Source organism: Limosilactobacillus fastidiosus, from assembly GCF_014145505.1.
Lineage (GTDB): Bacteria > Bacillota > Bacilli > Lactobacillales > Lactobacillaceae > Limosilactobacillus > Limosilactobacillus fastidiosus.
The window spans coordinates 157983-177500 of record NZ_JACIUZ010000044.1; the positions used below are offsets into that span (position 1 = coordinate 157983).

Annotated in this window: 17 protein-coding genes; all 17 read left to right on the forward strand. The window is 40.4% G+C overall.

Annotated features, from left to right (window positions below; all coding sequences use genetic code 11):
* Positions 1–3 precede the first annotated feature (3 nt).
* The 17 genes from fmt to H5R64_RS08325 all read left to right on the forward strand — a co-directional run bounded on the left by fmt (position 4) and on the right by H5R64_RS08325 (position 19517).
* On the forward strand, positions 4–957 hold the full coding sequence (gene fmt, locus H5R64_RS08245; RefSeq protein WP_182583331.1) for a methionyl-tRNA formyltransferase: 954 nt from the start codon (positions 4–6) through the stop codon (positions 955–957).
* Positions 947–2299, forward strand: a complete 1353-nt coding sequence (gene rsmB / locus H5R64_RS08250; RefSeq protein WP_182581718.1) for a 16S rRNA (cytosine(967)-C(5))-methyltransferase RsmB — start codon at positions 947–949, stop codon at positions 2297–2299. The genes fmt and rsmB overlap by 11 nt, the downstream gene beginning before the upstream one ends.
* A gap of 17 nt (positions 2300–2316) precedes the next feature.
* On the forward strand, positions 2317–3057 hold the full coding sequence (locus tag H5R64_RS08255; RefSeq protein ID WP_182581583.1) for a Stp1/IreP family PP2C-type Ser/Thr phosphatase: 741 nt from the start codon (positions 2317–2319) through the stop codon (positions 3055–3057).
* 3 nt (positions 3058–3060) lie between these two features.
* Positions 3061–4962, forward strand: a complete 1902-nt coding sequence (gene pknB, locus H5R64_RS08260; protein WP_182581582.1) for a Stk1 family PASTA domain-containing Ser/Thr kinase — start codon at positions 3061–3063, stop codon at positions 4960–4962.
* A gap of 11 nt (positions 4963–4973) precedes the next feature.
* Positions 4974–5858 (forward strand): ribosome small subunit-dependent GTPase A, encoded by an 885-nt coding sequence (gene rsgA, locus H5R64_RS08265; protein ID WP_182581581.1) that lies wholly within the window; start codon positions 4974–4976, stop codon positions 5856–5858.
* A gap of 12 nt (positions 5859–5870) precedes the next feature.
* Complete coding sequence (gene rpe, locus H5R64_RS08270) at positions 5871–6524, forward strand: ribulose-phosphate 3-epimerase (protein WP_182581580.1); 654 nt, start codon at positions 5871–5873, stop codon at positions 6522–6524.
* A gap of 60 nt (positions 6525–6584) precedes the next feature.
* Positions 6585–7241: a thiamine diphosphokinase gene (locus tag H5R64_RS08275; protein WP_182581579.1), complete on the forward strand. Its 657-nt coding sequence runs from the start codon at positions 6585–6587 to the stop codon at positions 7239–7241.
* A 130-nt stretch (positions 7242–7371) separates the two neighbouring features.
* Complete coding sequence (rpmB, locus tag H5R64_RS08280; protein WP_003713527.1) at positions 7372–7557, forward strand: 50S ribosomal protein L28; 186 nt, start codon at positions 7372–7374, stop codon at positions 7555–7557.
* 203 nt (positions 7558–7760) lie between these two features.
* Positions 7761–8123 carry an Asp23/Gls24 family envelope stress response protein gene (locus H5R64_RS08285; protein ID WP_182583333.1) on the forward strand — a complete coding sequence of 121 codons (363 nt, stop codon included), beginning with the start codon at positions 7761–7763 and terminating at the stop codon, positions 8121–8123.
* A 25-nt stretch (positions 8124–8148) separates the two neighbouring features.
* Entirely contained in the window at positions 8149–9855 is a 1707-nt protein-coding gene (locus tag H5R64_RS08290; RefSeq protein ID WP_182583335.1) for a DAK2 domain-containing protein, read from the forward strand.
* Positions 9856–9938: 83 nt separating this feature from the next.
* The gene (gene recG, locus H5R64_RS08295) at positions 9939–11975 is read left to right on the forward strand and encodes an ATP-dependent DNA helicase RecG (protein WP_182581717.1); all 2037 of its coding nucleotides are present in this window, start codon (positions 9939–9941) and stop codon (positions 11973–11975) included.
* A gap of 13 nt (positions 11976–11988) precedes the next feature.
* Complete coding sequence (gene plsX / locus H5R64_RS08300; protein ID WP_182583337.1) at positions 11989–12996, forward strand: phosphate acyltransferase PlsX; 1008 nt, start codon at positions 11989–11991, stop codon at positions 12994–12996.
* Between the two features lie 58 nt (positions 12997–13054).
* Positions 13055–13309, forward strand: a complete 255-nt coding sequence (gene acpP / locus H5R64_RS08305; RefSeq protein ID WP_182581575.1) for an acyl carrier protein — start codon at positions 13055–13057, stop codon at positions 13307–13309.
* Between the two features lie 84 nt (positions 13310–13393).
* Positions 13394–14092 (forward strand): ribonuclease III, encoded by a 699-nt coding sequence (gene rnc, locus H5R64_RS08310; RefSeq protein ID WP_182581716.1) that lies wholly within the window; start codon positions 13394–13396, stop codon positions 14090–14092.
* A gap of 5 nt (positions 14093–14097) precedes the next feature.
* Complete coding sequence (gene smc / locus H5R64_RS08315) at positions 14098–17661, forward strand: chromosome segregation protein SMC (RefSeq protein ID WP_182583339.1); 3564 nt, start codon at positions 14098–14100, stop codon at positions 17659–17661.
* 16 nt (positions 17662–17677) lie between these two features.
* A complete protein-coding gene (gene ftsY / locus H5R64_RS08320; protein WP_182581573.1) occupies positions 17678–19156 on the forward strand; it encodes a signal recognition particle-docking protein FtsY in 1479 nt (492 codons plus the stop codon).
* A 19-nt stretch (positions 19157–19175) separates the two neighbouring features.
* Positions 19176–19517, forward strand: coding sequence for a putative DNA-binding protein (locus tag H5R64_RS08325; protein WP_182581572.1), 342 nt, complete (start codon positions 19176–19178; stop codon positions 19515–19517).
* Position 19518 lies beyond the last annotated feature (1 nt).

Sequence of the window (19518 nt, forward strand, 5' to 3'; positions counted from 1 at the left end):
CTTATGTCAACATCAATCGTATTTATGGGAACTCCAGAATTTGCTGTGCCAATTTTAGAAAGTCTTATTGACGCGCCTGAATATGATGTTAAGGCTGTTTTGACTCAGCCAGATCATCAGGTGGGGCGCAAACATGTCTTGACTTCTTCACCAGTAAAGAAGTTAGCAGTAGAAAATCAAATTAAAGTTTTACAACCAACTAAATTAGGTGGGAGTGAAGAAATGGCGGAGATTATTGAAATGCAACCGGATCTTTTAATCACGGCTGCTTATGGTCAATTCTTGCCAACTAAGTTGTTAGAGGCTGCCCGAATTGCTGCAATTAATGTTCACGGTTCACTATTACCTAAGTATCGTGGTGGCGCACCAGTCCAATATTCAATTATTAATGGTGATAAGGAAACTGGGATCACGATTATGTATATGGTAAAGAAGATGGATGCGGGAGATATGATTTCTCAACGTTCAATCCCGATCGAAGCTGACGATGATAACGGGACGATGTTTAAGAAATTGAGTATTCTTGGGAGAGATCTCTTGTTAGAAACATTGCCTGACTTAATTAGTGGGAATGTTCATCCGCAAAAGCAGGATCCCGAGAAAGTTACTTTTTCACCAAATATTTCTAGTGCTCAAGAACAAATTGATTACACAATGACAGCAGATAAAATTGATTATAAGGTTCGAGGATTACGCCCGGCACCAATTGGTAACATGAAAATTGATGGTTTACGGACGAAAATTTACGATGTAACTCCCTTAGATGAGAAGACAAGCCTAGAACCGGGAAAAGTTGTTCGGGTTGATAAGCACCATCTTGTAATTGCTGCCGGCAATGGAACAACTTATCAAATTAACGAGTTAAAACCTGCTGGTAAGCAAAAGATGAATATTACTGCTTATTTGAACGGTCACCAAAACATTAAAGAAGGGATGCAAGTGATAACTGATGACTAAGTTTATCCCACATAATGCTCGAGAATTAGCCTTTACTTCCTTAGAACGGGTGCGTAAAACACGGGCATATTCGAATTTACAAGTTGATGAAACACTTCGGCGGCATGAATTGAGCCCTGCGGATCGACGACTAGTAACGACGATCGTTTATGGGACTCTTCAGCACCAGCTTACTTTGGAATACTGGTTAAAGTCATTAACATCTGGTAAAAAGCTGGATTCATGGGTTGAAACTCTTTTATTAACGGCACTTTACCAATTCCATTATTTAGAGCGAGTTCCTAATTGGGCAATAACTGATGAAACAATTAAAATTGCTAAGCGACGCGGAAATCCGGGAATAAGAAAATTCGTTACTGGAGTCCTTCATTCTGCGTTACGAAATGGTTTTCCTGATTTTTCTGAAATCAAGCCTCTTTCAAAGCGGCTTTCACTTACGACTAGTGTGCCTCAATGGCTAGTTGAACTACTTATTAAAGAGAATGGCGAGCGAGTTACTAAGGAGATTCTTCAGGCGATTAATGATCCATCACACGTTTCAATTCGAATTAACACTAAAAAAAGCAATTTAAAAACTGTGAAGGAACGGTTACGTGAAGAGGGAATTGAGACTAATGAAAGTCAAGTTGCGGCTAACGCCCTAGTTGTGACATCAGGTAATGTTATTAATTCTCCACTGTTAAAAAACGGTACCATTATAATTCAGGATGAGAGTGCAATGTTGGCAGTTGAAAGTATGGATCTAAAGCCACAATTTAAGGTTTTAGATGCTTGTGCGGCCCCTGGTGGAAAAACTGTGCAAATTGCTGAACAACTTTCTTCGGAGCAAGGGGGGGAAGTTGTTGCGCTTGATATCCACCAGCATAAGGTCAGATTGATTGAAAAGAACGCTCAACGAATGGGTGTTGGAGGAGAAGTTACTCCATTAGCATTAGATGCCCGAAATGTTACTGAACAATTTAAAGATGAGGAATTTGATCGAATTCTTGTTGATGCCCCATGTAGTGGGATTGGTTTATTACGGCGTAAACCAGAAATTCGGTACACAAAAACTGAGCAAGATAGTCAACAACTACATAAAATTCAGTTGGCAATTTTAAATGCGGTTGCCCCAAAAGTTAAAAAAGGCGGTATAATTACTTTTAGCACGTGTACAATTTTGCAGGAAGAAAATGACCAGACAGTTCATGAATTTCTTCAGGGTCATCCAGAATTTAAACTGGAGCGGACAAAGACTGCACGGGCAATTAAGGACGATCGAGATTCGGCAACCTTAACAATTATGCCGAGCGATTACGATTCCGATGGCTTCTTTATTAGTAGCCTTAAGCGAAATCTGTAGAAGGGAAAGCATTATTTATGGAAGTTGCTTATCAAACAGATATTGGTCATCTACGGAAAGAAAATCAGGATCGAGTAGCAAAGTTTACTGCTCCTGATGGAACTATCTTGGTGGTCGTTGCTGATGGAATCGGTGGTAGCCGAGGCGGTGATGTTGCTGCTCAGGTTACCGTTGAGAGTCTTGGTCGTCAATTCCAAGCGGCCTCACCAAACTCATCACTAGAAGCAATTCGGTGGTTCGCACGTGAGGTCCAATTAATCAACGACGAAATCTTAAAAAAATCAAAGAAAAGCCCAAAGTATCAGGGAATGGGTACTACCATGGTTGCCACCATTATTTTTGAGCGGGCAATGGTAGTGGCTAATATCGGTGATAGTCGGGGATATGTCCTCCACGGTGATATGTTAACACAGGTCACGATCGACCATTCATTAGTAAACGAACTGGTTAAGCATGGCGACATTACAGAAGAAGAAGCCCGTAATTATCCACAAAACAACATTATTACTCGTGCCATTGGGGCATCAGCTGATGCAAGGATCGAAGTTAATCGCTTCAAGATTGCTCCTGGTGACCAGTTTTTGTTGTGCACTGATGGTTTATCCAAGATGGTTACTCGAGACCAAATGAAAAAGGTGTTAGAATCCGGGCTCTCGGTAGCCGAAAAGTGTTCGCAACTAGTTAAAATGGCAAATGATGCTGGTGGACCAGATAATATCACTGTCCTGATTGGGTTAGTAGGAGACCAGGAGGGGTAGTAAATGAATCCTGGATATAAGATCGGTAAACGATACAGGATTATTCGCACGCTTGGTGAAGGCGGGATGGCGAATGTTTATTTAGCGCATGATGAACTTCTCGATCGCAAAGTATCAGTTAAGTTACTTCGCCTTGATTTACGAGATGATCCAAACACACAACGTCGTTTTGAACGCGAAGCAATGGCAGCAACCCAATTAAATGATCCTCATATTGTTGGGGTTTATGACATTGGTGAAGATCATGGAATGCAGTTTATGGTAATGCAATACGTTAAAGGAACCGACCTGAAGGCGTATATTAAGAAAAATTTTCCGATTCCGTTACCACAAGTGGTCGATATTATGGGGCAAGTATTATCAGCAGTTCAGACTGCCCATGATCATGGAATTATCCACCGTGATTTAAAACCACAAAATATTTTAATTGATGAAAATAAGAATATTAAAATTACTGATTTCGGGATTGCTGTTGCAGCTTACCAGGACTCATTGACACAGACAAATACGTTGATGGGTTCTGTTCATTATCTTTCTCCAGAGCAAGCACGGGGAAGTATTGCTACTAAGCAATCTGATATCTACTCTTTAGGAATTATTTTGTACGAATTACTGACAGGAAAAGTACCGTTTGAAGGAGAAACGGCTGTTTCAATTGCTCTTAAACACTTTAAAGAAAACGTTCCGTCAGTTCGTAATTTTAATAAGAATATTCCGCAAGCGTTGGAGAATGTAGTAATCAAAGCTACTGCTAAGGATCCAGCAAAACGTTATCAATCAGCTGCAGCAATGGCAGCCGATTTAAAAACAGCATTAGATCCAGCAAGAAAGAATGAATCACGACTTGAGCTTAATGGTGACGATGATGGTGAAACGAAAGTGATAGATTTGCCAAAACATCATGGTAAGCAGGAGTCACAGGAGCCTCAAAAACAAATTAAAAATGAGTCAAGCTCCTTCTGGTATCGTTATAAAAAGTATTTTTCATTAGGAATCGGTATGGTTATTTTAATCATTATTTGCGGAAGTGGTTGGTGGTTTTTAGGGCGGACTGTCGTAATGCCAGATGTGGCTGGTCAAAGTGCTGTAAAGGCAGAGCAAACTCTTCATAAGCATAACTTGCGGGTTGGAAACATTACTCGTGGTTATGATCCAAATGTTCCGAAAAATCAAGTGATCAGTAGCTCGCCAAATGGCAGCGATAAGGCGCGGATTAATAGTTATGTTGATTTAAAGGTGAGTCAAGGGGTCAAACAAATGACAATGGCTGATTATGTTGGTTCTGATTACGAGGATGTAGCAAGCAGTCTTCGGGCGAAAGGTTTCCATGTTGAACAAGTTAGAGTTCATTCAGAAACGGTTGATCCTGGACAAATAATGAAACAGAATTACGCAAAAGGAAAGACAGTTGCTACAGCTTCCCATACCATTCGTTTTGAAGTAAGCGCGGGTAAACCACAGATTAAAATTCCTGATTTTAAGAACCAAGATATTAGTGTTGTTCAGAAGTTTGCTAATGAGCATAACTTGCAATTAACCACTCAAGAAAAAACGTCCAAGACCATTGCAACTAACCACGTAGTTGCACAGACACCTAAAGCAGGTTCCACATTAAGCCGTGGCGATACACTGACGGTAACCGTGGCTAATTCTGGTAATGAAACAAAGACCACTAATATTCAGATTAATATTCCATTTGACGGTAATGGTGGTCAACATGAAAATCGAGTTCAAGTATATATTAAAGATGCACAGCATAATCTAACTATGCAATATCAAGATATTACAATTAACCAAGAGACGACGATTAATGTTCCGTTTACCCTTAGACAGGGGGAAACAGGGGCTTACCGAGTTGTTCGGAACGGTCGAACAATTATGAGTGCAACGAACATCACAGCTTAAGGAGGTAAAATGTGAAACAGGGGATAATTCAGCAATCACTAAGTGGCTTCTACGATATTTTAGCTGAGGGTGAAATTTATCGAACACGGGCACGAGGAAACTTTCGTGCCAAAAAGATTAAGCCAATTGTTGGTGATCGGGTGGAATTCGAAGACGGCTACCTCCTTCGTGTGCTACCACGAAAGAATAAACTGGTTCGGCCACCAGTGGCTAATGTTGACACTGCTGTGGTAGTGACAGCAGCCAAGAAGCCAACTTTCTCGACAAATTTGTTGGATCGCCAATTAATCGCCCTTGAGGCACAAAAGGTTACTCCAATAATTTATTTTTCAAAGACCGATCTTCTTGATGATGACGAGTATTCGAAGTTGGGAAAAATCGTTGCTGGCTATCGAAAGATTGGGTACCGAGTTTTCTTTAGTCGCGAAGTATTTGCTCCTGAACAACTTCAAGAGCTTAAAGAACTTTTGTATGGTCAAATTGTTACAATGATGGGACAAACAGGTGCCGGGAAATCGACATTATTAAATCATCTTGCTCCCGGTTTAGAACTGGCGACAGGAGAAATCTCAACTGCATTAAAGCGGGGACGGCATACAACACGGAAAGTCAGCTTGTTAAATGTGGCTGGCGCTTGGATTGCTGATACGCCTGGATTTTCTTCATATGAAACTTTTGATATGACGGTTGAAGAGCTACCAAATCTGTTTCTTGAAATGAAAGGGTTAGCACGGGAATGTAAGTTCCGTGGTTGCCTTCACTTGAAAGAGCCGCAATGTGCAGTTAAAGATGCAGTAAAAAATGGTATAATCATGGAAAGTCGGTATGACAATTACGTTCAATTTCATAACTTGATTGTCAATCAAAAACCGGACTATGGTAAGAATAGGAAATGAGGGATTGATAAAATGATTAAAGTAGCACCTTCGATTCTCAGTGCTGATTATGTTAATTTACAGAAGGATATTGAAAAGGTAGACAAAGCTGGTGCTGAATATCTTCACATCGATGTGATGGATGGTTCATTTGTACCAAGTATTTCTTATGGCCCTGGCTTTGTAAAGGCAATTCGTCCAATTACAAAGATGGTTCTTGACTGTCACCTAATGGTTCAAAATCCTGAGCATATTATACCTGCATTTATTGATGCAGGTGCCGATATTATTGGAGTTCAGGTAGAAGCGACCCAACATATTCACCGGGCACTACAAATTATTAAGAATGGCGGCGTAAAGGCGGAGGTAGTCATCAACCCCGGTACACCGGTAGCAATGATTGAACCGGTTTTACATATGGTTGATCAGGTCTTAGTAATGACTGTTAATCCAGGATTCGGTGGGCAAAAGTTTCTTCCTGAGACTGTTGAAAAGATTGCTAAACTTAACCAAATTAAGAAGAACAAGGGCTATAACTTTGATATTGAAATTGACGGTGGGGTAAATAACCAAACCGTCGTTGATTGTTATAATGCTGGAGCAACAGTAGCAGTTGCTGGTTCATACGTTTATAATGCTGATGATCCTGCTGAACGGATTCAAGCATTAAAGGATGCAACTAAATAACCTAGTAAAAGCGTCGGGTGACATTATAGTCAGCGGTGCTTTTCTTTTAAGGAGAGGTCAATGCGAGTAAATATTATGGTAGGGGGACCGAAAGAATTAATTCCTTTAGAGGTAGTTCGGGCTCGAAAAAACGAAAAATGGTTAGGGGTTGATATTGGGGCGACTCGCCTCCTTAAAGAAGGGATAGTTCCTGTAGCTGCGATTGGGGATTTTGATTCGACAAATGATCAACAATTTAAACGTGTAAAAAAGTTAATTAATAGCATTCAGCTATTTCCCCCAGTAAAGGATTACACCGATACCCAACTTGGTGTAAAGAACGCAATTGAACTCTATCATCCAGATAAAATCTCGATTTTTGGGGCTACTGGTGGTCGGTTAGATCAATATTTAAGCAACCTCTTTTTACCGTTAGAAGAAGAATTTCGTGACTACCTTGAGAATATTCAGTTTATTGATAAGCAAAACATTGTTGATTACTATTTGCCGGGGAAGTATGAACTTAGCGCTCAACTTGGGTTTAAATATTTAGCATTTGTTAACTTAACTCCAGTAGTCGGTTTAACGTTAGTTGATGAAAAGTATCCATTGAATAATTGGAATTCGACGATTCCTTTCTGTTGGTCGAGTAATGAGTTTAATGGTGAACGAAATCATTTCAGCTTTAAGTCTGGGGTAATAGCCGTCATTAAGTCACGTGATCTGGTAACTAATTAGCCTGTCAAGGAAATTTACTTGAAAGAAAACTATTGCATTGTTATCCAGCCTATGGTAAATTGTTTAAGTGAGTTATAGCGCAGATGCGTAAAAACGAAAAAACATAGATGAGAAGAGGAGGGTACCACCAATGGCTAAAGATTTTATCAACGGTAAACGGACACGCTTTGGTAACAAGCGTTCTCACGCCCTTAACTCAAGTCGTCGTAGCTGGAAGCCTAACTTGCAAAAGGTAACCATTTTGGTTAACGGCAAGCCTAAGAAGGTTTACGTTTCAGCACGTACACTGAAGTCCGGTAAAGTGACTCGGGTTTAATTAAATCAAAAAATATGGTCGTTCAGTTTTGAACGACTTATTTTTTATTTAAAAAATAGTATATGCCCTTAACTATCATTAATCAGACGACTTTTTTCATTTCGTCTGCTATGGTATTATTAATATGAGTTTTTAACAGTATGATTGCTGAAAATGCTTATTTTTTAATGGGCATTGATTGACCAAAATAAGGAGGCCATATAATGGCGGTTAAAATTAAAACACAATCTGGAATAATCGATATCGATAATGACGTGATTTCAGCAGTTGTTGGTGGCGCTGCTACTGATAACTATGGTGTAGTTGGTATGGCAGCACGGAATCCATTACGGGATGGTGTTAACCAAATACTGCGTCGGGAAAACTTCAGTCGTGGAGTTGTCGTTCGTCAACAAGATAACGGTGTTGCTATTGATGTTAATATCATCGTTGGCTATGGCACTAAAATCTCTGAGGTTTCAAAGAGTGTTCAATCAAAGGTAAAGTATAACCTTGAATCAATGCTTGGCATTACGGCAAACTCAGTTAATGTTTGTGTTCAAGGTGTTCGGTCACTCGACGATTAATTTGCGTTACTAGGAGGAAAGATAATTGGCTGTAACTGAAATTACGAATCTTGAATTTGGCAAGATGGTTCAAGCTGCTGCTAGTAAGCTGAGCAAGAATGCTGAATTTATCAATTCATTAAATGTGTTCCCGGTTCCAGATGGAGATACAGGGACAAATATGACATCTTCTATGGAAAGCGGTGCCAAATACGAACGTAATGCAAATAGCACCAAAGTTGGCGACCTTGCTGCTGCCTTGGCTAAAGGCTTGTTAATGGGTGCCCGGGGGAATTCGGGAGTTATTCTTTCACAAATTTTTCGTGGCTTTGCTAAGGGAGCTGAAGGAAAAACTACTCTTAATGCTCAGAATTTTGCTGCTGCCTATGCTAATGGTGCTAAAGTAGCCTATAAAGCCGTAATGAAGCCAACTGAAGGAACGATCTTAACAGTTGTTCGGGAATCCGCTCAAGCTGGTTTGGAAAAGGCTAAAGAAACTGATGATGTTGTTGAAGTTATGCATACGATTTATGAATCATCAACGGTTGCTTTAAAGAAAACGCCTGAATTATTACCTGTTTTGAAGCAGGTTGGCGTTGTTGATTCTGGTGGTCAAGGACTTGTTTTTGTCCTTCAAGCATTTGATGAAGCTTTAAGTGGTAAAGTTGATAAGGACGATAGCTATAAGCCTGATAACGCTGAAGTCGATGAGATGGTTAAGGCAATGGACCACCAAAGTGTTCAAGGAAAGTTAAATCCTGAAGATATTCAATATACTTATTGTACTCAGATGCTTGTTCGTCTTGGTAAAGGGAAGCAAGTCAAGCAAGAGTTTGATTACGACACTTTCTACAACTACCTTGCTAAAATGGGTGATAGCTTACTCGTCTTGAACGATGATTCTGTAGTCCGGGTTCATGTTCACACGGAACACCCTGGTAAAGTATTATCTTGGGGTCAGCAATTTGGTGATCTTCAGACTATTGAAATTCATAACATGGTTTGGCAACAAGAGGAAATCATGGAACATGATGAAGAAGAGGCAGAACGTTCAGAAACACCAATTGAAAAGGCTCGCGAATCTGCTAAACCAAAAACAGAAACCGCAGTGATTGCAGTGACATCTGGTGAGGGAATTGCTAAATTGCTAAAGAGTCTTGGGGTTACCCACACTATTAAGGGTGGTCAGACAATGAATCCAAGTATCCAAGATATTGCAGATACAATTAATAGTAGTGAGGCTAAGCAAGCGATCATTTTACCTAATAATGGTAATATTTTTATGGCTGCTGAACAGGCTGCTGAAATTGCTGATATTCCAACTGAGGTTGTCCATAGTAAAACTATCCCTCAAGCCATGACAGCTCTTCTTGAATATAACCCTGAAGCATCCTTAGAAGATAATCAAAAACACATGGAAGCAAATCTCTCAACTGTTAAGAGCGGAGAGGTAACCAATGCTATTCGTGATACTAAAATTGATGGTCAATCAATTAAGAAAGATGACTTTATGGGAATTGTTGATGGTAAGATCGTTGATACCGATCCTGACCTTAAAGAAGCTGCAATCAAGATGGTTAAAGCAATGCTTGATGAAGACAGTGAAATTGTAACAATTCTTTATGGACAAGATGGTGATAAGGAAACAGCTGAAGAAATTAAGGCTGCTGTTGAAGAAATGGATGATGAACTGGAAACCGAAATTTATGAGGGTGACCAACCAGTATATCCATACTTAATTTCCGTTGAATAATTTAAATTAATGATGGAGTTGGATGTAGAACACCAGTTACCTGATGCCATCCGGCTCTTTTTAAAGGTTGGGGGGGTAGGATGATGAAGAGTCTTCAGGATCCGGTTTCAGTACTAAAGGGAGTTGGTCCCAAACGGGTTGCACAACTAGCAACTTTAAATATTGATAAGATTGAAGATTTGCTAACGTACTACCCAACTAGGTATAACGACTTTACACCAAATGACTTAAAAACGGTTAAGGATAGACAAAAAGTAACCGTTAAAGGAAAAATTGTTTCTGAGCCATTATTTAGTCGATTTGGATATCGGCGTAACCGATTAAGTTTTCGGTTAAAAGTTGGTCAGCAAGTAATTATGGTAACCTTCTTTAATCAGCCATATTTGAAAAAGCAGGTTGAATTAGAACGTCCCGTAACCGTAATGGGAAAATGGGATGCCACTCGTCAACAGGTAACTGGGACAAAACTAGTAACTACTACGGGTACGCCAGAAAATGAATTTGGAGCTGTTTACCCGGTAAATAAGCATCTTCGGCAGAGCACTTTACGATCGTTGATTCGTCAGGCATACGAAGATTACCAACACGTGATCCCGACCTTGCTCCCGAGAACGCTTAGACAACGTTACCGCTTAATGGATCGACGTGAAATGATTAAGGAGCTTCACTTCCCCGAGAATCAGGCTCTTGCTAAGGCGGCCAGACGTACGGCTACTTACGAGGAATTTTTCCTCTTTCAGCTACGACTTCAAGCAATTAGACGGGCATACCGCCAGGAGGATGGGACGAGGATCCTATATCGCAACGATGAATTAAAAGAGTTTATTTCTCAGCTTCCGTTTGAGCTGACTAATGCTCAGAAAAGAGTTGTTAACGAAATTTGTCGTGATTTACGGCAGCCAATTCAAATGAACCGACTCCTACAGGGGGATGTTGGTTCTGGAAAAACAATTGTTGCAGCGATTGCAATTTATGCCACGATTACGGCTGGTTACCAGGCTGCTTTAATGGCCCCTACGGAAATTCTAGCAACCCAACATGCCGAAAAAATAGTGAAAGTTTTTGCTGGTACTCATGTTCATGTTGGCTTACTTACCGGTTCGTTAACTGCTAAGCAGCATCGTGAATTAGTTAATGCGATCAAAAAAGGTGAGATTAACCTAATTATTGGAACACATGCCTTGATTCAGGAGGATGTGCAATATGCTAACCTTGGTTTGGTAATTACCGATGAACAACACCGTTTTGGTGTTAATCAGCGTCAGCAATTGCGGGAAAAGGGAGAACATCCCGATGTTCTTGCAATGACAGCAACGCCAATACCACGGACATTAGCGATTACGTCCTATGGGGAAATGGATGTTTCGGTTATTGATGAGCTGCCGGCTGGTCGTAAGCCAATTGAAACACAGTGGTTAAAGGATAAACAAAGTAATGATGCGTTAAAATTTCTTCGTGAACAGTTAGCGAGTGGCGCGCAAGCATATGTTGTTAGTCCTTTGATTGAGGAATCTGAAGTGCTCGATGTACAAAATGCGACTGATCTTTACCAACGATTAGCTGATTACTTTCATCCCGACTATAAAGTAGGTCTTCTCCATGGTCGCTTGAACGGTAATGAGAAAGATGCTGTAATGAAGGAGTTTCAGGAAGGTAAAATCCAAGTTCTTGTTTCAACGACAGTGGTGGAAGTGGGCGTTGATAATCCAAATGCAACGGTAATGATAATTTATAATGCGGACCGTTTTGGTCTGGCTCAGTTACACCAGTTACGTGGGCGCGTAGGCCGAGGAGAACGGCAAAGTTACTGTTTATTAATTGCTGATCCAAAAACAGATGAGGGAATAGAACGGATGAAAACAATGGTTGCGACAACGGATGGCTTTAAAGTGGCTCAACGGGATCTCGAGCTTCGTGGAGCGGGAGATATCCTTGGTGCGAAACAGTCCGGGGTTCCTGATTTTAAGGTTGGTGATCCAGTTGGTGACTTGAAAATTTTACAAATTGCTAAGGAAGATGCGACTAACTTGCTAACTACTCCCCATTGGGATCAGATCGATGATAATTTGCCACTTGTCCTTTATCTGAAACGGAACCAACTCGAAACACACTTTGACTAGGAGGTTAATGTTAATGAAAATTGCTGTTGATGCAATGGGTGGCGATAATGCTCCCAAAGCGATTATTGAAGGGGTTGAAGAAGCGCGGGATTTGTATCCTGACCTGACCTTTGATCTTTATGGTAATCCAGATAAGTTTACGTCAATGATTAAGAATCATGATCGTTTAAATATTATAAAAACAACTGAAGAGATTGCGATGGGTGAAGAACCAGTTCGTGCCATCCGAAAGAAAAAGGACTCATCAATTGTCCGTGCTGCTAATGCAGTTAAAGAGGGAAATGCAGACGCTTTCTTCTCTGCCGGTAATACTGGAGCGGTTCTCGCTGCTGGAATCTTTATTGTTGGCCGAATTCGGGGGATTGATCGTCCTGGATTAACAAGTATTCTACCAATTACTAAGCCAGGTGCTAAACGGCAAAGCTTCGTTTATCTTGATAGTGGTGCTAATGCTGAAAGCAAGGAGAAAAACCTAGTTCAATTTGCTTATCTGGGTAAGTTTTATGCCGAAAAGGTTCTTGGCGTTGCTAATCCACGGGTTGCGCTTCTTAACAATGGTGCTGAAGAAGATAAGGGCGATAAGTTGCATAAAGCGGTTTGGCAACTTTTAAACGCCGAAGAGGAACTTAATTTTATTGGAAATATTGAATCCGGTGATCTTCTCTTTGGTAAAGCGGATGTTGTTGTCAGTGATGGTTGGACTGCTAACGCTGCTTTAAAGGCAACTGAAGGGACCGCTAAAATGATGCTGACTGTAATTAAAGACGGAATTTTAAACGGTGGCCTTCGTGCTAAACTTGGTTATCTAATGTTAAAGCCTGTTTTCCATCGAATTGGTCAAAAGATGAGTACATCAACGTATGGTGGGGCTGTTCTTCTTGGACTAAAGGCCCCTGTGGTAAAAACTCATGGTTCATCAGATCCCGCCGCAGTAAAGAATACTATTAGTCAAATCCGTACAATGCTTAAGACTGGGGTCGTCGATAAGACCGTTGAATTTTTTAACCAAAACAATGAGTAGACAAGAAGGCAAAAAACGCCTAAAATAGTAGCGAACTAATAAAGAGAGGTAACAGTCAATGGCTGAAGATAAAAAGCAAGAAATCTTTAATAAGGTTTCAGAAATTGTTGCTGATCACTTTGATGTTGATCGGGCAAAAATTACCGATGAATTAAATTTGAAGACAGATTTAGATGCTGATTCAATTGACTTTGTTGAATTTATTCTTGAATTAGAAGATACGTTCGGTGAAGAAATTGATGATGAAGATGCTGAAAAGCTAAGTACGATTGGTGAAGTAGTTAATTACATTGACGAACATACTGCTGATTAATAGTTTTTTGTGGTCCGTGATGAAGGCTTGTACTTTGTCGCGGCTTTTTTCGCATCTTTAATTAATAGAAAGGAAGTTTTTACTATTAAGGATTTACAAGACTACTTGGCCAAGGAATTTGATATTCACTTCGATAATCCTGATTTACTTGCAGAAGCATTTACTCAGGCCTCATATGTTAATGAACATCCTCATCAAGGACTTAAATTCTATGAACGAATTGAATTTCTTGGCGATGCCGTGTTGGAATTAGTTGTTTCTGAATATATTTACAAACGATTCCCAGAATTACCTCAAGGAAAGTTAACCCGTTTGCGGGCAGCAATGGTATGTGAGGATAGTTTTTCCAAGTTCGCTAAGGAATGTCACTTTGATCAATATATCCGTCTCGGTCATGGGGAAGAAATGGCCGGTGCGCGACAACGTCCAGGACTACTCTGTGATATTTTTGAATCTTTCGTGGGTGCTCTTTATTTAGATCAGGGACGTCCTGCTGTTGAAAAATTTGTTCGGCGTGTAATTTTCCCTAAACTTGATATGGGATGGTTTGACCATGCTGTTGATGCTAAGACGAGCCTTCAAGAATTCTTACAGCGTAATGGTGATGTTAAGATTGACTACCAACTCTTGGAAGAATCAGGAACGGAGAATGATCCTAAATTTAAGGTTAATGTATCTGCAGATGGTAAAGTAATTGGTGAGGGAATTGGCTCATCAAAGAAGCATGCTGAAATGCAAGCTGCTAGCCACGCCCTTAATAAGTTGCGTCAAGAAGGTAAGTAAGCATTATGCGATTATTATCTCTAACATTGGATGGTTTTAAGTCCTTTGCTCAGAAGACTACAATTAAATTTAAACCTGGAATGACGGGAATCGTTGGCCCAAATGGTAGTGGGAAAAGTAACATTATTGAAGCAATTCGCTGGGTAATGGGTGAACAATCTGCCCATCAGCTCCGGGGTGATAAGATGGCAGATGTTATTTTTAACGGTTCAAATGACCGAAAACCACTTAATCGCGCCCTTGTTTCAATTACTTTTGATAATAGCGATCATTACCTGGCGAGTGATTTTACTGAACTAACTATTACGCGAAAGTTATACCGGAATGGGGATAGTGAGTATCTTGTTAATGGTCAAGAAGTCCGCTTGAAGGATATTACTGATCTTTTCATTGATTCTGGATTGGGACGAGAATCATTTTCCGTAATTTCTCAGGGTCAAATTGAAGCGATTTTTAACGGTAAACCAGCTGATCGTCGTTCAATTATTGAAACGGTTGCTGGGGTGGCAAAGTATAAGAAGAATAAGGATACTGCGGAAAAACGGCTTGGTTTAACAATGGATAACCTGAACCGGGTTAATGATATTATTGCTGAATTAACCAGCCAATTAGAACCATTAGCTGACGAGAGTGCACTTGCTGAGGATTATTTAGAGCAAAAGGGCCAGTATGATCTATTGGACAGGACACAAACGGTGCATCTCTATGATCAAACAGATAAGTCACTTGTAAGCTTAAAAAATAAACTAGAAAATGATCAACGGATGGTTGATAATTACCGTTCCAAACTTACAAAATCAACAGTGAGTTTGAATAAGCTAAAGGAGCAACAAACTAGTCTTCAATCACGCAAGGATCAACTCCAAGCAAAAATTCTGACCAGTACTGAAATGATCGGGAAATTACAAAATCAACAGTCAGTATCTTCAATTAAGCGTGAACAGCAAGTCCAAGAACGTGAACGGTTGGCTGCACAGCTAAAAAAGCTTCAAGATCAACAAGCAGCAGCTGTTCATAGTTTATCTCAGGTTAATGATCAAATTCGTTCTCAAGAACAGGCTATTGCCTCCCACCATGCTGAATTAACTGCTGCAAAACAAATGAGTAGTAGTCAGAGAATCCAACATGTTAATGAACAGTTGGAAAAGCTTCGGGGAACTCAAGTTGATTTAATGCAGCAAATCACGACCTTTCAAAATCAACAAGCATTTTTGAAGAGTAATCACGAGCAGACGGTGAGCGCTCAACAGCAAAGTAATGCAGAACTTCAGTCAGCTCGAGAACGTCTAAATAATGTTGAGGGTCAGGAAAAAAACGCCCAAAAAAAGGTTGGGAGTTATCAAGAACAAGTTACCACTTTACGAAAACGCTTAGAAACTCAACAGAGTCATCAAGGTCAACTACAAGAAAAATACCAAGAAGCTCAGCGTTCATGGTATCGTTCTCTGGGGGATGTTCATTCACTCCAGTCACGGATTAAAAACTACCAATCAATGCAAGAAGAGTATTCGGGGTACTATCAAGGCGTTCAAAATGTTCTTAAGCAGCGGCAGCAATTTACCGGGCTTGAAGGGGCAGTCAACGAATTGTTTGATGTCCCTGATAAATATACAACAGCAATTGAAACAGTTCTTGGTAGTCAGTTGCAACAACTGGTAGTTGATCAACAATCGACCGCCAAGCAAATCATTAATTATTTAGTTCGGCGCCGGGCTGGACGGGTAACGATTCTGCCTCTTAATACGTTAAAGCATCGTCAATCTTCATCAATTTTTAGTCAATTAGATTCATTGCCTGGTTATATTGGTCGGGCAACTGACTTGATTAAGTATGCTGATAAGTATGAAGTTGTGGCTCAACATCTTTTGGGGAACACGGTTGTTGTCGATAACCTTGATCATGCCACAGCCATTTCTAGACACGGTCACCACTATGTCAGAATTGTAACGCTTGATGGACAACTGATTAATGCCAGTGGAGCAATGACTGGGGGGGCTAACCGTCATCAACGGATTGGTCTTCTTAGTCAAAAGCAGTTAGCAAACCAACTACAGGGGGCTCTGACTAAAGAGCAATTAACCGCTGGTAAATTGGAAAAGCAGGTTGCACAATTACAGAACGAACAAAAAACTATTGGTAAACAAATACAGGAATTGCAATCAAAGCTTCACCGTGCAACTGAACAACTTCATTCTGCAAGTGGTCAAGAGCAGGTTTTACAAACTCAGCGACAAGCACTTGAACGACAAGTTTCAGCACTGGAATTTCAATCTGGACAGCAGGGACATCAACACGGTGACTATGAACAACAGTTGACTAAGAATGACCAGAAATTGACTGATGCTCAGCGCCAATTTGATGTTAATAAGCAGCAAATCGCCGAATTACAAGAGCAGGTTAAGCAATTACAAAACGATGAATCAGCACAGAGTCAGCAACTTCATCAGATGGAACAATGGATTGCGGTTGCTAAGGAACGCTTGCAACAGATTCAGAATCGTCGGCATGATTTAAAATATGAGAAACAAACTCTCCAAATTAATATCGAACACCTTAAGGATCAGCTCCAGCAACTCAATTTACAGATTAATAGTAACCATGCAGATAATGAATCTAATGAATCAGCATTACATGATGCTAAGCAACAATTAGGTTCCGCTAAGCAGCAATCGACGACAATAAAGAAAAAATTAGTGTTGCTCGATGAGCAGGTTACAACGGCTGAAACTGAACATGATCGTCTACGTGAATTGTTAGCAGCCGCGACAAATGAACGGAACCAACTGGATGCTCAGCGGGTTCGTCAGGAGTCTCAAATGGATAATTATTTGAACCATTTGAGTTCACAATACTCGATGACAATTAATGAAGCTCGAAAAAATATTAGTGATTTACCGGATGATCAACTAAAAATTAAGCTGAAATTATTAAAACGGGGATTAGATGATCTTGGTGAGGTTAATACTGGGGCAATTACTGAATATAAACGTGTTAAGGAACGGTATGATTTTCTCTCGTCACAGCAAGCCGACTTGTTAGCTTCACGTGATCGGTTAAATGAAACGATGAGTGAAATGGATCAGCAGGTTAAAGAACGGTTTAATAAGACTTTTAAAAAAGTTTCAGCCGCCTTTGATCAGACTTTCCAACAAATTTTTGCGGGTGGTCATGCTCGACTAGTTTTAACTGAGCCACACGATCTGCTAACAACTGGGATTGATATTATGGCCCAACCACCAGGAAAGAAGAACCAGCGGATGAGTCTTCTTTCAGGTGGGGAGAAGGCGTTAACGGCAATTACCCTTTTATTTGCTATTTTGAAAGTCCGCCCAGTACCATTTGCGATCCTGGATGAACCTGAAGCGGCCTTAGATGAGGTCAATGTTCAGCGGTTTGCTAACTACTTGAGTCACTTCGGTAATGATGGTCCACAATTTATTGTGATTACTCATCGTAAGGGAACAATGATGAATGCAAATGTCCTCTATGGAGTTACGATGCAGGAGTCAGGTGTTTCCCGAATGGTTTCAGTTGATGTTATTGATACATTAGAGCGTTCGAATGATTAGAAAGAAGGCGTAGATTATGGGACTATTTGATATTTTTCGTCGTCATAAGAAACATGAGGATACACAAGAAGAGGAAAGCCAAGCTCCAAAGGCTGAGGAACAAGTAGAGAATACTGACAAGGACAAAGCAGCCTTGCAAAGCAGTCTTACTGAGTCAGCTGTAAATGAAGAAATCAAGGAAGCTAAAAGCAATCCTATAAGTGAAGAGAGTACGGCTGAATTGAGTACTGAGCTTAGTTCTAAGGCGGCGGTCTCTCCACACTTAACTGAACACATTGCAGAAGAAAGTAAAAGTACAGAAGATACTACAAGTGAAAGTACAGAAGATACCACACCGGTAGCTGAAGAAGCTGCTGGAAGTAACAGCGCTGAGTCCGCTGGTTCATCAACATCGGACCAAGAACAAGTTGAAACTGCAGAAACCGCAGAAGCAACTACTGAATCATTTAAAGTTGCAAATAAAGCTGAAAACGAACCTGCGGAAATTACAAGTGAAGCTCATAGCGAGCCAATAAAAGTGGCAACATCAGATGAAACTACTGAACCAGAAGAAGAAAGCACGGCTAAAAAGTATGATTACGGATTAGAAAAGTCACGGACTGGATTTGGGGCTCGGTTAAACCGCTTTTTAGCTAATTTCAGGCATGTTGATGAAGACTTCTTTGATGACCTAGAAGATATGTTGATTGAGTCGGATGTTGGTTACGATATGGCGATGAAACTCAGTGATGAGTTACGTGAAGAAGTAAAACTGCAAAATGCCAAGAGCAAGCAGGATATTTCTAATGTTATCATCGAAAAGATGGTGGAGTTATACGACGAAGCCGGTAAAGACGAAAATTCTGATTTAACCTTAGCTCAAGAAGGACCAACCGTAATTATGTTTGTTGGTGTTAACGGAGCTGGGAAGACAACCACAATTGGGAAGATGGCAGCCTTATTTAAGGAGCAAGGAAAGAAAGTTTTGTTAGCCGCTGCTGATACTTTCCGCGCTGGGGCAACTGAACAGCTAGATGTTTGGGCTAAGCGTGATGGTGTTGATATCGTTACTGGTCCAGAAAAGGGCGATCCTGCGGCTGTTGTTTTTGATGCTGTACAAAAAGCAAAGAAGGAAAACTATGATATTCTCTTTGTTGATACCGCCGGCCGGTTGCAAAATAAGGTTAACTTGATGAAGGAATTAGCAAAGATGAAACGAATCCTTACCCGTGAAATTCCCGATGCTCCACATGAAGTTCTCCTTGTTTTAGATGCCACTACAGGTCAAAATGCCCTTAATCAGGCTAAGTTATTTAAGGAAAGTACGGATGTTACGGGAATTGTTCTCACCAAGCTTGACGGAACAGCGCGTGGGGGGATTGTTTTGGCAATTCGAAATGAGCTTCACTTACCAGTTAAGTACGTTGGCTTAGGTGAAAAGGTTGACGACCTACAGAAGTTTGATGCTAGTGAGTTTGTTTATGGTCTATTCAAGGATTTGGTAGAAGTTGATTAGGTAAGGGGTCTGCTTACTAATGGAAATTGAAAAAAATGAACGAATTAACTCACTATTTGAATTTTATCAGCCACTCTTAACGGAAAAACAGAATCAGTACCTTGAACTTTACTATGCTGATGATTTTTCGCTTGGTGAAATTGCCGAAAACTTTCACGTAAGTCGGCAAGCAGTGTATGATAATATCAAGCGGACAGAAAAAATCTTGGAAGATTATGAAGCTAAGCTACACTTGGATGCTGAATTTCGAGTGCGGAATAAACAAGCTGACGAAATCCAGCGATACGTTACACAACATTATCCGAATGATCGACAGTTGAATAACCTTGTAAGTCATTTGGAAAATTTGGAGGAAGAATAAA